This is a genomic window from Amycolatopsis minnesotensis (genome assembly GCF_039529815.1).
Lineage (GTDB): Bacteria > Actinomycetota > Actinomycetes > Mycobacteriales > Pseudonocardiaceae > Amycolatopsis > Amycolatopsis minnesotensis.
The window spans coordinates 25,188-43,644 of sequence record NZ_BAAANN010000026.1; the positions used below are offsets into that span (position 1 = coordinate 25,188).

Below are 18,457 nucleotides of genomic sequence, written 5' to 3' on the forward strand. Positions count from 1 at the left end.
TCGGAAGGAAGACGAGCGATCAGACGCGCTTGAACAGCAGCGCGCGCTTCACTTCCTGGATCGCCTTCGTCACCTGGATGCCGCGCGGGCAGGCGTCGGTGCAGTTGAAGGTGGTGCGGCAGCGCCACACGCCCTCGGCGTCGTTGAGGATGTCCAGCCGCTCCTCGGCGCCTTCGTCACGCGAGTCGAAGATGAACCGGTGCGCGTTGACGATCGCGGCCGGGCCGAAGTACGAGCCGTCGTTCCAGTACACCGGGCACGAGGTGGTGCAGCACGCGCACAGGATGCACTTCGTGGTGTCGTCGAACCGCTCGCGGTCCGCCGCCGACTGGATCCGCTCGCGCGTCGGCTCGTTGCCGTAGGCGATGAGGTACGGCTTCACCGCGCGGTACGCCTCGAAGAACGGCTCCATGTCGACGTAGAGGTCCTTCAGCACCGGCAGGCCCTTGATCGGCGCGATGGTGATGGTGGTCTGCTTGCCGTCTTTGGCGAACAGGTCCTTCATCAGCACCTTGCAGGCGAGCCGGTTGATGCCGTTGATCTGCATCGCGTCCGAGCCGCACACGCCGTGCGCGCACGAGCGGCGGAACGAGAACGTGCCGTCGAGGTAGTCCTTGACGTAGAAGAGCAGGTTCAGCAACCGGTCGGTGCGCTGCGCGGGGACGTCGTAGGACTCCCAGTGCGCCTCTTCGTCGACTTCCGGGTTGAACCGGAGGATCTTCAGCGTGACGGTGACCGGCTTGTGCTCGTCCGAAGTGGACTCCGTCGCGGTCTCGGTGGTTGCCGTGCTCATCAGTACTTCCGCTCCATCGGTTCGTAGCGGGTGAACGTCACCGGCTTGTAGTCGAGGCGGATCTCGGACCGCAGGCCCTCGCCCTCCTTGTAGGCCATGGTGTGCCGCATGAAGTTCGTGTCGTCGCGGTTCGGGTAGTCCTCGCGCGCGTGCCCGCCGCGGGATTCCTTGCGCGCCAGCGCGCCGACGACGAGAACCTCGGCCAGTTCCAGCAGGAAGCCGAGCTCGGCGGCTTCGAGCAGGTCGGTGTTGTACCGCTTTCCCTTGTCCGCCACGGTGATCCGCTGGTAGCGGTCCTTCAGCGCCTGCACGTCGGTGAGCGCCTGCTTGAGCGTCTCCTCGGTGCGGTACACCGACGCGTGCGAGTCCATTGTGGCCTGCAGCTCGGTGCGGATGTCGGCGACGCGTTCGTTTCCGTGCTCCGACAAAAGAAGCGCGAGCTGCTCCTCGACGACCGTCGTCGGGTTCTCCGGCATCTCGACGAATTCGTGGCCCAGCGCGTACTCCGCGGCGGCGATCCCGGCACGGCGGCCGAACACGTTGATGTCGAGCAGCGAGTTGGTGCCCAGCCGGTTCGAACCGTGCACCGACACGCAGGCGACCTCGCCCGCGGCGTACAGCCCGGGGATCACGTTCTCGTTGTCCCGCAACGCTTCGCCGTGGATGTTGGTCGGGATTCCGCCCATCACGTAGTGGCAGGTCGGGAACACCGGCACCGGCTCGGTCACCGGGTCGACGCCGAGGTAGGTGCGCGAGAACTCCATGATGTCCGGGAGCTTCGCGTTCAGCGTCTCCTCGGGGATGTGCGTGACGTCGAGGACGACGTAGTCCTTGTTCGGCCCGCATCCGCGGCCCTGCAGCACTTCCTGCACCATCGACCTGGCGACGATGTCGCGCGGCGCGAGGTCCTTGATGGTCGGCGCGTAGCGCTCCATGAACCGCTCGCCGTCGGCGTTGCGCAGGATCCCGCCCTCGCCGCGGACGGCCTCGGAGATCAGGATCCCGAGCCCGGCGAGGCCGGTCGGGTGGAACTGGAAGAACTCCATGTCCTCCAGCGGCAGGCCCTTGCGGAAGATGATGCCGAGGCCGTCACCGGTGAGGGTGTGCGCGTTCGAGGTGGTCTTGAAGATCTTGCCTGCGCCGCCGGAGGCGAACACGATGGCCTTGGCGTGGAACACGTGCAGTTCACCGGTGGCCAGCTCGTAGGCGACCACGCCGGTGGCGACCGGGTTGCCGTTCTCGTCCGGCGTCAGGTTCACGTCGAGCACGTAGAACTCGTTGAAGAACTCGGTGCCGTGCTTGACGCAGTTCTGGTACAGCGTCTGCAGGATCATGTGGCCGGTGCGGTCCGCGGCGTAGCAGGCGCGGCGCACCGCGGCCTTGCCGTGGTCGCGGGTGTGCCCGCCGAACCGGCGCTGGTCGATCTTGCCCTCCGGTGTCCGGTTGAAGGGCAGCCCCATCTTCTCCAGGTCGAGTACCGCGTCGATCGCTTCCTTCGCCATGATCTCGGCGGCGTCCTGGTCGACCAGGTAGTCACCGCCCTTGATCGTGTCGAAGGTGTGCCACTCCCAGTTGTCCTCTTCGACGTTCGCGAGCGCGGCGCACATGCCGCCCTGCGCGGCGCCCGTGTGCGAGCGCGTCGGGTACAGCTTGGTGAGCACCGCGGTGCGGGCGCGCTGGCCCGACTCGATCGCGGCGCGCATGCCGGCGCCACCGGCACCGACGATCACCACGTCGTACTTGTGGAACTGCATTGCTAGGTCTCCCGCAGCGTGGGTGGTGGGATGTCAGTCGGCAGGCATGCCGGGGTCGAAGGTGAAGATCACCATCGTGCCGACGGCCAGGATGAGCGCCATCGAGACGTAGAGCAGGATCTTCAGCCAGAACCGCGTGCTGTCCTTGCGGGCGTAGTCGTCGATGATCGTGCGGACGCCGTTGCCGCCGTGGAGCTGCGCGAGCCAGAGCATCGACAGGTCCCAGAACTGCCAGAACGGCGACGCCCAGCGGCCTGCGACGAAGCCCCAGTTGATGCGGTGCACACCGCCGTCGAGGATGTTCATGATCAGCAGGTGGCCGAGCACGAGGATGACCAGCGCCATCCCCGACAGGCGCATGAACAGCCAGCTGTAGAGCTCGAAGTTGCTGCGCCGCGCCGCGGGGCGGCGGGGGGAGCGGGGCTTGTCGAGCGCGAGAGCCCCGGAAGCCTCGGATGTCATGGTCAGTTACCCCCGAACAGCACGCTTGCGGTGCGCCACAGCATGGCGATCGCACCCGGAATCATGACGACGACCCAGAGCACCACGATCGTCCACAGCATCGGCTTCTGGTACTTCGGGCCCTTGGACCAGAAGTCCACGAGCATCACCCTGATGCCGTTGAGCGCGTGGAAGAGGACCGCGCCGACCAGTCCGACCTCGATGAGGTTGACGATCGGGGTCTTGTAGGTCTCGATGACCTCGTTGTAGGTGTTGGGCGAGACCCTGACCAGTGCGGTGTCGAGGACGTGCACGAACAGGAAGAAGAACGTGAGCACGCCGGTGATGCGGTGCAGTACCCAGGACCACATGCCGGGGTCGCCCCGGTAGAAGGTCCCGGCCCTGCGCGAGGCACCCCGATCGCCGCCCGCCGCGGTGGTCTCGGCGGTGCTAGCCGTGGTGGACATCGGTGTACGGCCTCCAACGTCATGGCTGGAACGTGTGCCCGGGTGACCGAATGCCCCGTACCCCACCGCGCGTATGTCCACTCGGGACATACCCGGCGACGGTGCCGAGATCAGGGTCATCGAGCGTGGATAAAGGGATGCTAGACCCGACCCGCTGACCGGGCTCAACGTCGGGCACCTTGGTGTGATCAGCGAGACACGCGCCCGTGCGCAGGGTGAACACCGGTGCGTCGGACGCGCACAGTGTCACACCTGGTCATCAGATCTCTGAGCAGTCTCGTGACCGCATGACGTGGTCGTCGCTGGATCGTCATGTGGCCAAATGGCTGATCTGATTGGGTGGTTCCTGACGAGCGTGGTGGCGCATCCTATCTCCACTGCCGGAGTAGACATCCGATCAATAGTGGGTTCTGTCCGTCGCCGCCGGAGTCCGTCCGCCGCACCGGCGCGGAGAGGACAGCAGGGGACGGAAGACATCCACGGCCGGGGCCGCCGGGCCGCCGTGGTGGGGAGCGGCGGGGAATCGGCTTGGTGACGGCCGCCACTCCCGCTCCCCGATGTGGTGAAGAAGACTTCTCGCCCGATCGTGTTCTCGATCTGCGAATGGGGCCGGGACAAACCGCGGGAATGGGCGGCGAACGGGGCGCCGTTGGTGAGCGAAGGTGCTGTCCAAAGCGGACGGGCGGCGGGTCCCGCCGAGTCGGTCGACCGTCCGAAGTCGACAGTCCGGTGGCCGGGCCGCCCCGGAATTCACCTGCTCCTGAAGCTCCATCCGGATTCGGCGGACGTGCCATGGCCGGGGTCATCGGGCTCGCCGCCGCAAGCCGACGTGGCGCTTTCCCCGGAGGGCGGGCTCACCCGGTCCGTCCGGCGGGGCGGCACGATGGTGCTCGAACCGTCCGCGCTGGGTGCCGTGACCGCCCACGGCGACTTCACCGCCCACCTGCGGTTAGCGGGCATAACGTCGCGGCGGGTGCGGGAGTCGTACGAGACCGCGACGGGCAGGCGCAGGCACCACGAGGTGGACGCCGCCGAGACGGCGCTGCACCTGCGCGGCGCGGGCGGCAGCCCGATGGACGTCGTCGTGCGGGGGCGTCGCCTACCGGTACGTCCGCACCGGGCCGAGCCTCTGCCAAGCCCCGGCGGGCGCGACCCCCTGCGGCTGAGGGGGCCTCTTTTACTGCCTCGAAGGATGCCGTGATGTGTGCGGGGCGATTCCGGTGAGGCGGGGTGGCCGGGTCGCGGGTCCCGTCGGGGCTTGCTCGCGTGCTCCCTGAAGGGCGCCTTCGGGGAATCTGAGGCCGCGATCTCGCCCCTCGCGGCGCGGGGCGGGGCGGGGCTGATGTCCTGCAAGGTGCCTTCACGGCGTCGAGGTCCCCGAAGGTCACAGTGATGATGCGCGGTGATGATGCGCGCGTCGATTCCGGCGGGTTGAGTGACGGATGCGCGGAGCCGCCCGGGGGAGCCGCCGGGGCCTTGGTCCCTGAAGGGCGCCTTCGGGGAATCTGACGCCGCGATCTCGCCCCTCGCGGCGGGCGGCATGGTGCTGGTGAGGCCCTGAAGGACGCCTTCGCGGCGTCAGATTCCCTCAAGGGCACCTTCAGGGCATGAGCGCGGGAAAGGAGCGGCCCACGAAGGCCGCATCCGCGACATTCACGGCTATGAAGGCCCCTCTCGGGGCATGTGCGCGAGAAGGGGCGCGAGCCGTGAAACCCAGGGCGCACAAGGTGCCCTTCAGGGCTTCTGACGTCGCGTTCCCGGCGGTCCCAGCACAGTGCACGGCGCCGCTGATGCCCCGAAGGGCACCTTCACGGCACCGGATTCCCCGAGGGCCACCTTCGGGGACTGCGCAGCGGACCTCACCTCGGCCTCCACGGGAGCATCCTTCAGGGCATCCGGAGTACCGGTAATGGAGTGCGCGCGAGTAGGGATGAGCTGGGGAAAGAAAGGCCCGATCTGGTGAAAATGCCGGAATCGAGCCGGTCCTCTTGGTCACCGAACGTGGTTTTGCGCACGCTGGGTATCCAGTCGACTCCGGTCGCGCACTATGAGCAAACATTTAGGTTACGTGCGGTGCCTTGTGTATGGCGGTTTCGTTGCGGACGGGTACGGTTCGCCAGTCGAGTCCGGCACTGGGGCCGGACCGATCCGATTCGTCCGCTGCGACAGCGGGGAGGGAGAGGCACCTTGCATCGCACGCGTGGAACAGCGCTGGCCGCGGTTGTCATGGCGGGGGCGCTGGCACTGGCCGGTTGCGCGAAGGACTCCAAGAGCGGCAGCGGCGACAACAACAACGCCTCCGGCGGCCAGCAGGGCAGCTGCGTCACGGCCCAGCCCCCGGCGGCGGCGCCCGCCGCCGCGTCCAGCTCGTCCAGCGCGGGCGCCAAGGTCGACGGCAGCGCGCTGAAGGTCGGGCTCGCGTTCGATGTCGGCGGCCGCGGCGACGCCTCGTTCAACGACGCCGCCGCCGCGGGTGCCGACAAGGCCAAGCAGGACATGGGCGTCAAGGACGTCAGCGAGAGCACGGCGACCGCGAGCGAGTCCGAGGACGCCAAGCAGCAGCGCCTGAACCAGATGGCGAGCCAGGGCTTCAACCCGATCGTCGCGGTCGGGTTCGCCTACGCCAAGTCCGTGCAGGCCGTGGCGCCGAAGTTCCCGAACACGAAGTTCGCGATCATCGACGACGACTCGGTCAAGGCGCCGAACGTGACCCCGCTGGTGTTCGCCGAGGAGCAGGGCTCCTTCCTCGCCGGTGTCGCGGCGGTCTACAAGAGCAAGTCGTGCCACGTCGGGTTCGTCGGCGGCGTCAACACCCCGCTGATCCAGAAGTTCGAGGCCGGGTACCTCGCCGGTGCGAAGGCCGCGTCGACCAAGGTCCAGATCGACCACGACTACCTCACCCCGGCGGGCGACATCTCCGGCTTCAACGCGCCGGAGAAGGGCAACGTCAAGGCCAAGTCCCAGATCGACAAGGGCGCCGACGTGATCTACCACGCGGCGGGCGCCTCCGGTAAGGGCGTGTTCGAGGCGGCCAAGGCGGGCAACGCGATGGCCATCGGCGTCGACTCCGACCAGTACAACCAGAAGACGGTCGAGACGGTCAAGGACGTCATCATGACCTCGATGATCAAGCGCGTCGACGTGGCGGTGTTCGACTACATCCAGGCCGTCGCGAAGAACGACCTGACGACGCTGCCGAAGCGCTTCGACCTGAAGGTCGACGGGGTCGGCTACTCGACGTCGGGCGGCAAGGTCGACGACATCAAGGACAAGCTCGACGCGTACAAGGCCGCGATCGTGGCGGGACAGATCCAGGTCCCGGACAAGCCGTAGTAACCAGTTCCGCAATTCTGCTCACGGCGTGGGGCTCGGGAGGGCGACACCTTCCCGGGCCCCATCGCGTGATTTTGGAGATCTCACTGCGATGAGCAATCCCGAGCGCGGTGCACCGGTCGTAGAACTGTCCGGGATCACCAAGCGATTTCCCGGCGTGGTGGCCAATTCCGACGTCAACCTCACCGTGCGCGCAGGCGAAGTGCACGCGGTCTGCGGGGAGAACGGCGCGGGCAAGTCCACGCTGATGAAGATCCTCTACGGCATGCAGCAGCCCGACGAGGGCAGCATCGCCGTCAACGGCGAGACGGTGCGCCTGCGCAACCCGCAGGACGCGATCAGGGCCGGGATCGGCATGGTGCACCAGCACTTCATGCTGGCCGACAACCTGACCGTGCAGGAGAACGTGCTGCTCGGCGCGGAGCGTCTGCACGGCATCGGCCGCAAGGCGCGCGAACGCCTCGCCGAGCTGGCGAAGCAGACCGGGCTCCGTGCTCGCCCCGACGTCCTGCTGGAGCGCCTCGGCGTCGCCGACCGCCAGCGCGTCGAGATCATCAAGGTGCTCTACCGGGGCGCCCGGATCGTGATCCTCGACGAGCCGACCGCGGTACTGGTGCCGCAGGAGGTCGACGCGCTGTTCGAGACCGTGCGGTCGATGCAGGAAGAGGGCTTCACCTTCATCTTCATCTCGCACAAGCTCGACGAGGTGCGCGCGATCGCCGACACCGTGACGGTGATCCGGCGCGGCACCACGGTGGGCACCGCGGACCCGAAGACGATCAGCTCGCACGAACTGGCCGAGATGATGGTGGGCAGTGAGCTGCCCAGCCCGGAAACCCGCGAATCGACGGTGACCACGCGCGACGTCCTGCGCGTCGTGGAGCTGCGGCTCGACGCCGAAGGCAGCGATCGCGCCGTGCTCGACCACATCTCCTTCGAGGTGCGGGCGGGCGAGGTGCTCGGCATCGCAGGCGTCGAAGGCAACGGGCAGACCGAACTGGTCGAGACCATCATGGGCATGCGGAAGGCGGCTGGCGGGCACCTCGAACTCGTCGACGCCGACGGCGCCGCGCGCGATCTGACCAAGCTGGGCACGCTCGCGCGCCGCGAGGCCGGGATCGGCTACGTGCCGGAAGACCGCACGCGCCATGGCCTTCTGCTCACGCAGCCACTGTGGACGAACCGGATACTCGGGTACCAGACCCGGCGCCCGGTCGCGAAAGGACAGTTGCTCGACATCGCGGGCGCCCGCAAGGACACCGAGCGGATCGTCGCCGACTACGACGTGCGGACGCCGGGCATCGACGTGCCCGCGGCGGCGCTGTCCGGCGGGAACCAGCAGAAACTGGTGGTGGGGCGGGAACTCTCCGGTGATCCGGTGCTGCTCATCGCCTCGCACCCGACGCGCGGTGTCGACGTCGGCGCGCAGGCGCTGATCTGGGAGCAGATCCGCCGGGCGCGCGCGGCGGGACTGGCGGTGCTGCTGATTTCCGCGGACCTCGACGAGCTGATCGGGCTGTCCGACACGATCAGGGTGATGCTGCGGGGCAGGCTGGTCAGCGAGGCCGATCCCGCGACCGTCACCCCGCAGGAACTGGGGTCCGCGATGACCGGGGCGGAGGAAGGCGCATGACGGGCTGGCGTACGAAGATCCTGCCGCCGCTGCTGGCGATCATCTTCTCGCTCATCATCTCGGCGATCGCGCTGGTGATCTCCGGCTCCGATCCGTTCGAGGCCTACGGCACGATGGTCAAGCAGCTCTTCGTGGGCAGCACGGCCGTCGACACGGTGAACCTGGCGTCGGTGTACTACCTGTCCGGGCTCGCGGTCGCCATCGGCTTCCAGATGAACCTGTTCAACATCGGGGTCGAGGGCCAGTACCGGTTCGCCGCGGTGATCGCCGCGATCGTCGGCGGCGCGCTGCAACTGCCGCCGGTCATCCACACCGTGGTGATCATCCTGGTCGCCGCGATCGCGGGCGCCGCCTACGCCGCGATCCCCGCCGTGCTGAAGGTGACGCGCGGGGTCAGCGAGGTCATTTCGACGATCATGCTGAACTCGATCGTCGGCGGCATCGTGGCGTTCCTGATCAACCCCAAGCAGTTCGGCGTGCAGACCGGCAACGACGTGAGCACCAAGCCGATCCCCGAATCCGGGCACGTGCCCGGTGTTCCGCTCGGCGCGGGCACGCTGTTCGGCTTCGTGCTCATCGCCGCGCTGATCGGGTTCGCCTACTGGTTCATGCTCACCAGGACCCGGTTCGGGTTCGAGCTGAAGGCGAGCGGCGAGTCGGGCACGGCCGCCGCGGCCGGTGGCGTCAACGCGCAGAAGATGACGCTGATCGCGATGCTGCTCTCCGGCGCGGTCGCGGGCATGGTCGCGCTGCCCGAGCTGCTCGGCCGCGACTACAGCTACGGCATCACCTCGACCCAGATGTACGGGTTCACCGGGATCGCGGTCGCGCTGCTCGGCCGCAACCACCCGGCGGGGATCGGGCTCGGTGCGCTGCTGTGGGCGTTCCTCGACAAGTCCGCGGTCTCGCTGGAGCAGATCCAGGTGCCGAAGGAGATCGCGACGATCATGCAGGGAGCGATCGTGCTGTCGGTCGTCGTGGCCTACGAGATCGTGAAGCGCGCCGACCTCGCCGCCGAACAGCGGCGCGTCGGCAAAGCGCTCGCGGGGAACGGCAAGCGCAAGCCTGCCGACGTGAGCGAAGGGGGTGCGGTGTGAGCGCCGACGACGTGTTTTTCCCCGCGGAGGAGTCATGAGCACTGCGTCTGATCTGACCGACCAGAACCCGTCTTCGGCTCCCGTCACGGTTTCCGCGACGCCGCCGAAGCGCGGCCTTCCCGGCTGGCTGCGCGGCGTGATCTGGGCCGTGGTGGCGATCGGCGTGCTGGCCACGGCCTCGTACCTGACCGGGGTCAACACGCTCACTTCGACGAACACCGCGCAGACCGCGCTGCGGCTCGCGCTGCCGATCCTGTTCTGCGCGCTCGGCGGGCTGTGGGCCGAACGCGCCGGCGTGATCAACATCGGGCTCGAGGGCATGATGATCCTCGGGACCTGGGGCGCCGCTTGGGGTTCGTTCTACGGCGGCGTGTGGGCCGGGCTGCTCGCCGCGATCGCGTTCGGCGCGCTCGGCGGGCTCCTGCACGCGATCGCGACGGTCACCTTCAACGTCAACCACATCGTCTCCGGTGTGGCGATCAACCTGCTCGGCCTCGGGGTCACGAAGTTCTTGGCCAGCCTCATCTTCACGCCCATCTCGGGTAATCCGAAGCAGTCACCGCCGGTGCCGAAGTTCGACACCTACTCGGCGACCTTCCTCTCGGACTGGTTGGGGGACCTGGAAAAGCAGCAGCGCGTCGGGATTTCGGACGCGGCAGGCATCATCCGCGGCCTGATCACCGAGGTGTCGCCGCTGGCGATGATCGCGCTGCTGCTGGTGCCGCTGAGCTACCTGGTGCTGTGGCGGACCCGGTTCGGCCTGCGCCTGCGCTCGTGCGGCGAGAACCCGGTGGCGGCCGAATCGCTCGGCGTCAACGTGTACGCGCACAAGTACGTCGCGGTGCTGATCTCCGGCGGGCTCGCCGGGATGGGCGGCGCGTCGCTGGTGCTCCTCGCGAACGGCGCGGACTACCTGGAGAACCAGACCTCGGGCCGCGGGTACATCGGCCTCGCCGCGATGATCTTCGGCAACTGGCGGCCGGGCGGGCTGCTCGGTGGCGCCGCGTTGTTCGGCTACGCCGACGGTTTGCAGCTTTCCGGTGGTGGCACGGCGGTGCTCGCGCTGCTCTACGGCGCGGTGATCCTGCTGGGCGTGATCGTGATCGTGCAGCTGGTCCGGCGCCGCTGGTTCGCCGCGGGTGCCGGGGTCGTCGGTGCCGCGGTGCTGTACTGGATCTACTGGGCCAACGACGACCTGCCGAGCGACCTGATCCCGTACACCGCGCACTTCGTGACGCTGATCGTGCTCGCGGTCGCGTCGCAGCGGCTGCGCGCGCCGAAGGCCGACGGCGCACGGTACCGGCGAGGTGAAGGTGACTAGCGCGATCGACTGGGACGCGCTGCGCGCGGCGGCGGTCGGCGCGGCTCGCAGCGCCTATGCGCCCTACTCGGGCCTGCACGTGGGTGTCGCGGCCATTGTGGACGATGGCAGGGTCGTGCTCGGCTGCAACGTGGAGAACGCGTCGTACGGGCTCGGGCTCTGCGCGGAATGCACGATGGCGGGCCAGCTCCGGCTCTCCGGCGGCGGTCGGCTGGTCGCGGTCGCCTGCCGTAGCGGCGAGGGCGAGCTGCTGATGCCGTGTGGCCGGTGCCGCCAGATCCTGTTCGAACTCGGCGGCGGACCGTGCCTTGTGGACACTCCACAAGGGATTCTGCCGATGACCGACGTGCTGCCGGACGCCTTCGGCCCAGCCGACCTGCCGGAGGCCCCGCGGTGAACGAGCACAGGACCGAGCCGTTCGCCGCGGTGGACGTGATCAGGGCCAAGCGGGACGGCGGAACGCTGACCGACGAGCAGATCGACTGGGTGATCGGCGCCTACACCCGCGGCGCCGTTGCCGAGGAGCAGATGTCGGCGCTGGCGATGGCGATCTTCCTGCGCGGGATGACCGCCGTGGAAACCGCGCGCTGGACCGGCGCGATGATCGACTCCGGCGAGCGCCTTGCGCTGAAGGTGTCGAGGCCGACCGTGGACAAGCACTCCACCGGCGGGGTCGGCGACAAGATCACGCTCCCGCTGGCGCCGCTGGTCGCCACCTGCGGTGCCGCGGTGCCGCAGCTTTCGGGGCGCGGGCTCGGGCACACCGGGGGCACGCTCGACAAGCTGGAGTCGATCCCCGGCTGGCGCGCCGAGCTGTCCACCGGGGAGATCACCCGCCAGCTCGACGAGATCGGCGCGGTGGTGTGCGCCGCGACCGAGGGGCTCGCACCGGCCGATCGCAAGCTCTACGCGCTGCGGGACGTGACCGCGACCGTGGAGTCGATCCCGCTCATCGCCAGCTCGATCATGAGCAAGAAGATCGCCGAGGGCGCCGGGGGGCTCGTGCTCGACGTCAAGACCGGGTCCGGCGCGTTCATGAAAACCCCCGAGCAGGCAAGGGAACTGGCGCACGCGCTGGTGGAAATCGGCTCGGCGCACGGTGTCGCGACGACGGCGTTGCTCACCGACATGGGCACCCCGCTGGGTTCGGCGGTCGGCAATGCCGTCGAGGTCGCCGAATCGGTCGAGGTGCTCAAGGGCGGCGGCCCGCGCGACGTCGTCGAACTGACCGTGGCGCTGGCCCGCGAGATGCTCGCACTGGCCGGTCTGTCCGATGTGGACCCGGCTGAGGTGCTGGCGTCGGGACTCGCCTACGAGACGTGGTGCCGCATGATCAGCGCACAGGGCGGCGATCCGGATGCCGCGTTGCCGGCGCCGAAGCACATCCACGTCGTCGAGGCCGATCGCGCCGGTATAGTGTCCACTATGGACGCCTACGCGGTCGGGGTCGCGGCGTGGCGGCTGGGCGCCGGGCGCGCACGACGGGGTGACGCCGTGCAGTACGCGGCCGGGATCCGGTGCCTGGCGAAGCCGGGGGACCGGGTGGCGGCCGGGCAGCCGGTGCTCGAACTGCACACCGACACCCCGGAGAAGGTGCCCGCCGCGCTGGCGGCGCTGGAAGGCGGGATCGTGGTGTCCGAAAAGGACTCCACGTCGCGGAAGATCGTGCTGGACACGATCCGCGGTTAGGAGCCGTCCCCGCATGAAGCTCCTGCAGGGGCCAAGGTGCGGTCCGCCGCTCAATGCCCTGAAGGCGTCCTTCGGGGCATCTGATGCCGCGAAGGACGCCTTCGGGGCATGTGCTGGGATTTCGCCGCTCGCGACTCCTTATCGTGTCCGCGCTCATACCCGGCAGGGGGCTTCAGGGGCGTGCAAGTCGCGGATGTGGCCTCGTGGGCCTGCTCTGCTCCGGGGCGCATGCCCTGAAGGCGCCCTTGAGGGAATCCGACGCCGCGAAGGCGTCCTTCAGGGCATCACCACCACCATGCCGCCCGCCGCGAGGGGCGAGATTGTGGCGTCAGATTCCCCGAAGGCGACCTTCAGGGACGCGCTTCCGCCACCCACCTCGCCATGATCGATACGCACACATCACCACTCGTCTCCGTGCAGCGCGGTCCAGTACTCGAGGACGTCCTCGGTGTCGCAAGTGACCAACCCGAGGTAGCCGTCGGGGCGGATCAGCACCACTGTGCCGTCGGCCGCGTCATAGCCGGCCCGCAGGTGCCCGTCGTGGTCGAGCAGCGCGTGCTCGTCGGCCGGTTCTCCTGGCCGGATCACGGTGCGAGCGCGTAACCGGTTGCTCAGCGCGGCGGTGGCTTTCCCTTGTGCCGCGCCGAAGACGAGCATCGTCCACTGCGGACCTCGGAGCAGGTCGAACAGCCGGATCGCGTCTCCGCCTGCCGTGGTCGCGGGTGCGTCCGGTGCGCGGTCGCCCGCACTGAGCGTGCCGGGTGCGGCGCGGTCGTCGCGGGAAAGCGGGCTGTCGCGGTAGTTCAGCGTGAGCCCGTGCACTTCCTGGCCGCGCACGTGGGCGTCTTCGTCTCCTCGCCGGTGCTTTTCCAGCAGTGCCGTGCTGATCTCCAGTGCGGTGCGCGCGGCCGCCATCCGTTCCGGTTCGTAGCTGTCCAGCAGCAGATCCGGCGCACCGTCCACTGTGGCCGCGAGCTTCCAGCCGAGGTTGTAGGCGTCCTGGATACCGGTGTTCATCCCTTGGCCGCCGGTCGGCGGGTGCACGTGCCCGGCGTCGCCTGCCAGGAACACCCGGCCGTCCCGGAACCGGTCGGCCAGCCGGGTGTTGGACCGCCAGGTGGTGTGCCAGGTGACCTCGCGCACCAGGATGTCGTCTCGGCCGGACGCCTCGGTGACCTGTCGTTGCAGGTACTCGCGGATCGGCTCGTCCGTGGCAGGTGGTGGCGCGGCCACGGTGAACAGCGCGCTGCCCGCCAGCGGCATGAGCGAGACCCCGGCGTCGCCGACCGGCCAGATCCGGCCGTGGTCGTGCCCGATCCCGTCCACCCGCGCGTCGGCGAACAGCATCGTGGTGCGCTCGTCGGTCTCGCCGGGAAAAGCGATGCCGAGCCGTTTTCGCACGGTGCTGCGCCCGCCGTCCGCGCCGACCAGGTACCGGGCGCGCACCGTCTCGGTCGATCCGCGAGAGGTCAGCGTGGCGGTCACGCCGTCGTCGTCCTGGGCGAAGCCGGTCAGCTCGGTCGACAGCTCCACGTGCGCGCCCAATTCGGCGAGCCGCGCGCGGAGGATCTCTTCGGTGCGGAACTGCGGTACGAACCAGGTGTTCGGGTACGGCACGGACGGTGCCGGTTCGGCGGGCTCGCTCATCCGGCCTTCCCAGACGACCTCATCGCCCTGATAGGCGCGCACCACGGTGCCGAGGTCGCCACCGGCCACTATCGCGTCGAGGATGCCGAGATCGGCGAAGACCTCCATGGTCCGCGGCTGGATGCCGTCGGCTCGCGAGCCGCCGAAGAAGGTTTCCGCCCGGTCGACGATGCGGAACCGGACGCCGCGCACCGCCAGTTCGCAGGCAAGGGTGAGCCCGGTGGGACCGGCTCCGGCGATCAGCACCTCGATCTCGGCCATGGGCTCCCCCTGTTGTTCGTACGCTGTACCAACAACGCTAGCGGTACGGTGTACGAATGGCAAGCGCCGACGACTCGGCCCTGATCTGGACCCGCGCGGAGCCGGGCACCCGCAGGCCGAAGTTCACCCGCGACCAGATCGCGTCCACCGCACTGTCCATTGCGGACACCGAGGGGTTCGCCGCGGTTTCCATGCGCCGCATCGCGAGCGAGCTGGGCGCGGGCACGATGACCCTCTACTACTACGTCCGCACCAAGGACGAGCTGATCGTGCTGATGGACGACGCGATCATGCGCGAGGTCCTGATCCCCGCCGACGAGTTCCCCGCCCACTGGTACGACGCGCTCACCGCGGTCGCCGAACGCACCTGGGACGTGCTGATGCGCCATCCGTGGGCGCTGCGGTCCCTCCAGAACGCCCCGACCGGCCCGAACGCGATGCGGCACTTCGAACAGTCGCTCGCCGCGCTGGCCGCGACCCGGCTGGCCGCGACCGCCAAGTTCGCCCTGCTCGCCGTGGTCGACGACTACGTGCACGGCAACGTGCTCCGTGCGGCCGAATTCCGCGCGGCAAAGACGTCCACTGTGGATGAAGAGGTGATCGAGGCCGCCGTTCACTTCGCCGAGAGCCAGTATGCGACCGGGGAGTTCCCGCACACCCAGGAACTGTTCGGTGGCAAGGATCCTCGCGAGGTGTTCCCCCGGCTCATCGGTGCGGAGTCCGAACGCGACCGGTTCCGCCACGGCCTGGCCATGGTGCTGGGCGGCGCGGCGCGCAGGCTGGACCTTCCCCTGCGGTGACCTTTGTCCATAAAGGACTACCGGTCGAGTGCCGCGGCCACCGTGTCCGCGAAAGCGACCGCGATCGGGCTCAGCGCCTTCCAGCTCCGGCAGGCCCAGCCTGCGGACAACGGCGGCAAGGCGGGGATCGGGACCAGGCGCAGCGCCGGATGGCGGGCGGTGGTCCACGCGGGCATCACGGGCACCACCATCCGCCCGGCGCCGAGTTCGGCGAGCAGGACCGCGGTGTCCCAGTCGGCGACACTGGTGTTCGCCCGGTTCGCCGTGCCGACGGCGGCGTCGAGCTGCGCCCGCGCGGTCGAGTTGCCGGGCAGCCCGATGTCGGCGAGGTCCGCCAGTTCGCCGGGCTCGATCGTGGCGCGCGCGGCGACGGGGTCCTCGGCCGAGACGGCCAGCGCCCACGGCAGCGTCAGCAGCGGGCGCCGCTCGATACCGGGCACCGGGTCGCCGAAGGTGACGAGCGCGAGTTCCGACTCGTCGGCCAGCACCGCGGCGAGGCAGTCCCGGCTGGAGGTGCGCGTCCGGAATTCCAGCCGCACACGGGGAAAGCGCTCCCGGAACGCCACGATGCCCGCGCCCATGAAGTGCCGCACCGAGGTCGCGCCGGTGGTGATCCTGACTTCGCCGGTGTCACCCGTGGCGAGTTCGCGAAGGCGCCGCGTCGCGGCGTCGATCCCCGCGATCCCGGTCGTGGCCGCCTCCCACAGGACGCGGCCCGCGTGGGTCGGGACGACTCCCCGCGACCCGCGGGTGACCAGTGGCAGGCCCAGTTCCCGTTCCAGTCGTTTCACGTGCTGGCTCACCGCCGACTGGCTGCACGACTGCTCGCGGGCGACCGCGCTGAGGCTGCCCGTCGCGCACACGGCCGCGAAGACGCGGAGATCCTCCAAGGTCACGGACGCCAAGCTATACCTCGGATATACCCAAGGAAACCCGAGAATTGACTTGGGGATCGCGGGCGCACGACGATTGGTACGCGGGCGGCAACCGGGCTTCCGCGTCCGAGCCGGTGCCGACCCGGCGAGATGGGGGAGGCGGTATGGCACAGCACCGGAACGCCGTCGAGGGGGCCGCGGAGCTGCTGGCCCGGCTGGGTGCGGCGAGGATCGAGCATCCCGGCGGGACACTGCTGGCGCATCTCGAGCGCGTCCACGACCGCCTCGGCCGGTGGGGCGCGCCACCGGTGCTGCGGATCGCCGGGCTGTGCCATGCCGCTTACGGCACCGACGGGTTCGCCACGGCGCTCCTGCCCGTCGAGCGGCGCGGTGAGCTGGCCGAGGTGATCGGCGCCGAGGCCGAGTCGCTCGTGTACTTCTACGCGAGCTGCGACCGCGCGCGGTCCTATCGCGATCTCGCCGCGTTCACCGACCGGTTCACCGGCCGCGCCTGCACGCCGAGTTCGCGGCAGCAGCGGGATTTCGCCGAACTGACCGCCGCGAACGAACTCGACCTCGTCGCCGAAAGCCCGGCGTTCGCCGAGGAGTACGGCGAGCGGATCGGCGCGCTGCTGACGTCGTTCCGCCCGCTGCTGAGCGAGGCCGCGTGGCGCGACTGCCGCGCGTTGACGGGTTCGTGAAGGCGACCACGGCGCGGCCCGGCTTCCGGCAGGATGTCCGCCATGCGTGCGCGCCTGTTCGTCCTGGCCTCGGTTCTCGTCGTCGCGGGCTGCGGTGGTGATCGGGCGCCCGCTCCCGCGCCGCCGCCGGCCCCGCCCGCGCTGACGCTGGACCAGCAGGCGGCGTGGGCCATTTCCGCGGTCGACCCGTGCGCCTTCGCCGAGGGCACGCCGGAACCGAGGACCCCGCACTACTGCGTGGTGCATACGCCGGGCGGTGACGTGGCCGTCGCGGTCGGCGGCTGGTTCGAGCACCCACAGCGCACGGCGGGCAAGGCGGTGACCGTTGGCGGGTTACTCGCCTACCAGCGGGCCGAGGAGCCCGGCTGCGAGAGTGCTTTCCCGTTGTCGTTCACGAGGGCCGTCACGCTGACGACGCCGGGTGCGTGCGCCCCGGCGGAACCCGCGGTGGTGGCCGCCGCCGGAAAGCTGCGCGGCGGGCTGGACACCGTGACCCGCCGCGCGCCGGTGAACCCGCTGACCCGGTGGGACCTGTGCGAGCTGCCCGCCGCCGCGCTGGGGATCAAGGCGGACGCCCCGCGGTGGAACACCCGGAACGGGTGCGTGAACCAGTTCGGCCTCGAGGGCCCGAACCTGCAGGTGCTGGTCCGGCCGAAGGCCGACCCGTCCCCGCCGGGGCCGCCGAAGCAGGGGGAGGTGTCCCTCGGCGAGGTCAACGCGCGTTCGGACGAGGACACCTCGCGACCGGGAGTGGATCTGCCGCCGTCGTGCGGGCTGCGCTGGGAGGAAGGCTCCGTCGCGGGGCCGGGTTCGGGGGTGTACGAGGTGAGCTTCTCGACGCAGACCCGGTGCGACGTGGGCGTGGCCCAGGCCAAGGCGCTGCGCGCGCTGATGTCGAAGCCGCCGGAGCTGCCCCGTCCCGCTTCGCTCGGGATCACCCCGGACCAGCCCGACGAGGCGTTGCCCGCGGCCTGCCGGGTCGTCCAGGACCCGCTGCCCGGATGCCGCGCCGCCGCGCCGGCCGACGTGCCGCGCGGGGCCGAGGCCGTCATGGCCGCCGGTGCCAAGAACGCCGACGTGCTGTGCGCGATGCTGGCGAGCGGTATCCGGCAGGCGACCGGCGGCGAGGCGAGGGTGGCGAACAACGTCAGCAGCTGCGTCGGCACCTACGGCGACGCGTCGATGACCATCGAGCTCAAGCTCGCCGACTACGCCCCGAGCCACGACGAGGGGGACCAGCCGGTGACGTTGGGCGGGCTGCCCGGTTTCGCGAGCACCTCCGGCACGACCAGGTTCGTGGACCTCTCGCCGTACCGGGACCTCCAGCGGCCCGCGGGCGTGCGGCTGTCGGTGGCGTCGCCGCAGCAGCACCCGCCACCGGAAGTCCTCACCGCCGCCGACCGGATCGCCGCCGCGATCGCCACCACCTACTACCCCTGACCCCGGGCTCCGGACGACGTTTAGCCCGCTAAACGCAGGTGGGGTCGGATTGCCGGGCTGGGGCGCTGGCGACGTTTAGCCCGCTAAACGCACGCGGCGGCGGGCGAGGTGGGGGCGGCCGGGTGGCCGGGTACCGGAGGGCCGCCGACGACGTTTAGCCCGCTAAACGCAGGTGGGGCCGGATCGCCGGGCTGGGGCGCTGGCG

16 protein-coding genes are annotated in these 18,457 nt (G+C 69.7%); 10 read left to right on the top strand and 6 right to left on the bottom strand.

All coding sequences use genetic code 11. The features are described from left to right. Positions 1–19: 19 nt before the first annotated feature. Genes ABD256_RS28730 through sdhC form a run of 4 tightly spaced genes read right to left on the bottom strand, consistent with a single transcriptional unit; the run spans position 20 to position 3,455 of the window. Positions 20–793 carry a succinate dehydrogenase iron-sulfur subunit gene (locus ABD256_RS28730; RefSeq protein WP_344425697.1) on the bottom strand — a complete coding sequence of 258 codons (774 nt, stop codon included), beginning with the start codon at positions 791–793 and terminating at the stop codon, positions 20–22. Next, positions 793–2,547, bottom strand: coding sequence for a succinate dehydrogenase flavoprotein subunit (gene sdhA / locus ABD256_RS28735; protein WP_344425700.1), 1,755 nt, complete (start codon positions 2,545–2,547; stop codon positions 793–795). Before sdhA ends, ABD256_RS28730 begins: the two co-directional genes overlap by 1 nt. Positions 2,548–2,580: 33 nt before the next feature. Further along, positions 2,581–3,009 carry a succinate dehydrogenase hydrophobic membrane anchor subunit gene (locus tag ABD256_RS28740; protein ID WP_344425703.1) on the bottom strand — a complete coding sequence of 143 codons (429 nt, stop codon included), beginning with the start codon at positions 3,007–3,009 and terminating at the stop codon, positions 2,581–2,583. Positions 3,010–3,011: 2 nt separating this feature from the next. After that, complete coding sequence (gene sdhC / locus ABD256_RS28745) at positions 3,012–3,455, bottom strand: succinate dehydrogenase, cytochrome b556 subunit (RefSeq protein WP_344425706.1); 444 nt, start codon at positions 3,453–3,455, stop codon at positions 3,012–3,014. Between the two features lie 562 nt (positions 3,456–4,017). Here sdhC and ABD256_RS28750 point away from each other — a divergent pair. The 7 genes from ABD256_RS28750 (at position 4,018) to ABD256_RS28780 (ending at position 12,528) form a co-directional block, all read left to right on the top strand. Beyond that, positions 4,018–4,656: a glycoside hydrolase family 97 N-terminal domain-containing protein gene (locus tag ABD256_RS28750; protein ID WP_344425709.1), complete on the top strand. Its 639-nt coding sequence runs from the start codon at positions 4,018–4,020 to the stop codon at positions 4,654–4,656. A gap of 1,025 nt (positions 4,657–5,681) precedes the next feature. Then, positions 5,682–6,788 (top strand): BMP family lipoprotein, encoded by a 1,107-nt coding sequence (locus ABD256_RS28755; protein WP_344425962.1) that lies wholly within the window; start codon positions 5,682–5,684, stop codon positions 6,786–6,788. 91 nt (positions 6,789–6,879) lie between these two features. After that, entirely contained in the window at positions 6,880–8,421 is a 1,542-nt protein-coding gene (locus tag ABD256_RS28760) for an ABC transporter ATP-binding protein (RefSeq protein ID WP_344425712.1), read from the top strand. Then, entirely contained in the window at positions 8,418–9,518 is a 1,101-nt protein-coding gene (locus ABD256_RS28765) for an ABC transporter permease (protein WP_344425715.1), read from the top strand. The genes ABD256_RS28760 and ABD256_RS28765 overlap by 4 nt, the downstream gene beginning before the upstream one ends. 34 nt (positions 9,519–9,552) lie before the next feature. After that, on the top strand, positions 9,553–10,839 hold the full coding sequence (locus ABD256_RS28770; RefSeq protein ID WP_344425718.1) for an ABC transporter permease: 1,287 nt from the start codon (positions 9,553–9,555) through the stop codon (positions 10,837–10,839). Then, complete coding sequence (locus ABD256_RS28775; protein WP_344425720.1) at positions 10,832–11,236, top strand: cytidine deaminase; 405 nt, start codon at positions 10,832–10,834, stop codon at positions 11,234–11,236. The genes ABD256_RS28770 and ABD256_RS28775 overlap by 8 nt, the downstream gene beginning before the upstream one ends. Next, positions 11,233–12,528, top strand: a complete 1,296-nt coding sequence (locus ABD256_RS28780) for a thymidine phosphorylase (protein WP_344425723.1) — start codon at positions 11,233–11,235, stop codon at positions 12,526–12,528. Before ABD256_RS28775 ends, ABD256_RS28780 begins: the two co-directional genes overlap by 4 nt. A gap of 399 nt (positions 12,529–12,927) precedes the next feature. Here ABD256_RS28780 and ABD256_RS28785 read toward each other — a convergent pair whose 3' ends face one another. Further along, positions 12,928–14,436: an FAD-dependent monooxygenase gene (locus tag ABD256_RS28785; protein WP_344425726.1), complete on the bottom strand. Its 1,509-nt coding sequence runs from the start codon at positions 14,434–14,436 to the stop codon at positions 12,928–12,930. Positions 14,437–14,492: 56 nt separating this feature from the next. Between ABD256_RS28785 and ABD256_RS28790 the strand changes: the two genes are divergently transcribed. Continuing rightward, entirely contained in the window at positions 14,493–15,236 is a 744-nt protein-coding gene (locus ABD256_RS28790; protein WP_344425729.1) for a TetR/AcrR family transcriptional regulator, read from the top strand. Between the two features lie 17 nt (positions 15,237–15,253). Here the strand turns inward: ABD256_RS28790 and ABD256_RS28795 are convergent, their stop codons facing one another. After that, positions 15,254–16,132 carry a LysR family transcriptional regulator gene (locus tag ABD256_RS28795; RefSeq protein ID WP_344425732.1) on the bottom strand — a complete coding sequence of 293 codons (879 nt, stop codon included), beginning with the start codon at positions 16,130–16,132 and terminating at the stop codon, positions 15,254–15,256. A 143-nt stretch (positions 16,133–16,275) separates the two neighbouring features. On the opposite strand from ABD256_RS28795, the gene ABD256_RS28800 reads away from it, so the two are divergent. Further along, entirely contained in the window at positions 16,276–16,812 is a 537-nt protein-coding gene (locus tag ABD256_RS28800; RefSeq protein ID WP_344425735.1) for a DUF6817 domain-containing protein, read from the top strand. 42 nt (positions 16,813–16,854) lie between these two features. Continuing rightward, a complete protein-coding gene (locus ABD256_RS28805; RefSeq protein ID WP_344425738.1) occupies positions 16,855–18,252 on the top strand; it encodes a hypothetical protein in 1,398 nt (465 codons plus the stop codon). The last annotated feature ends 205 nt before the right edge of the window (positions 18,253–18,457 follow it).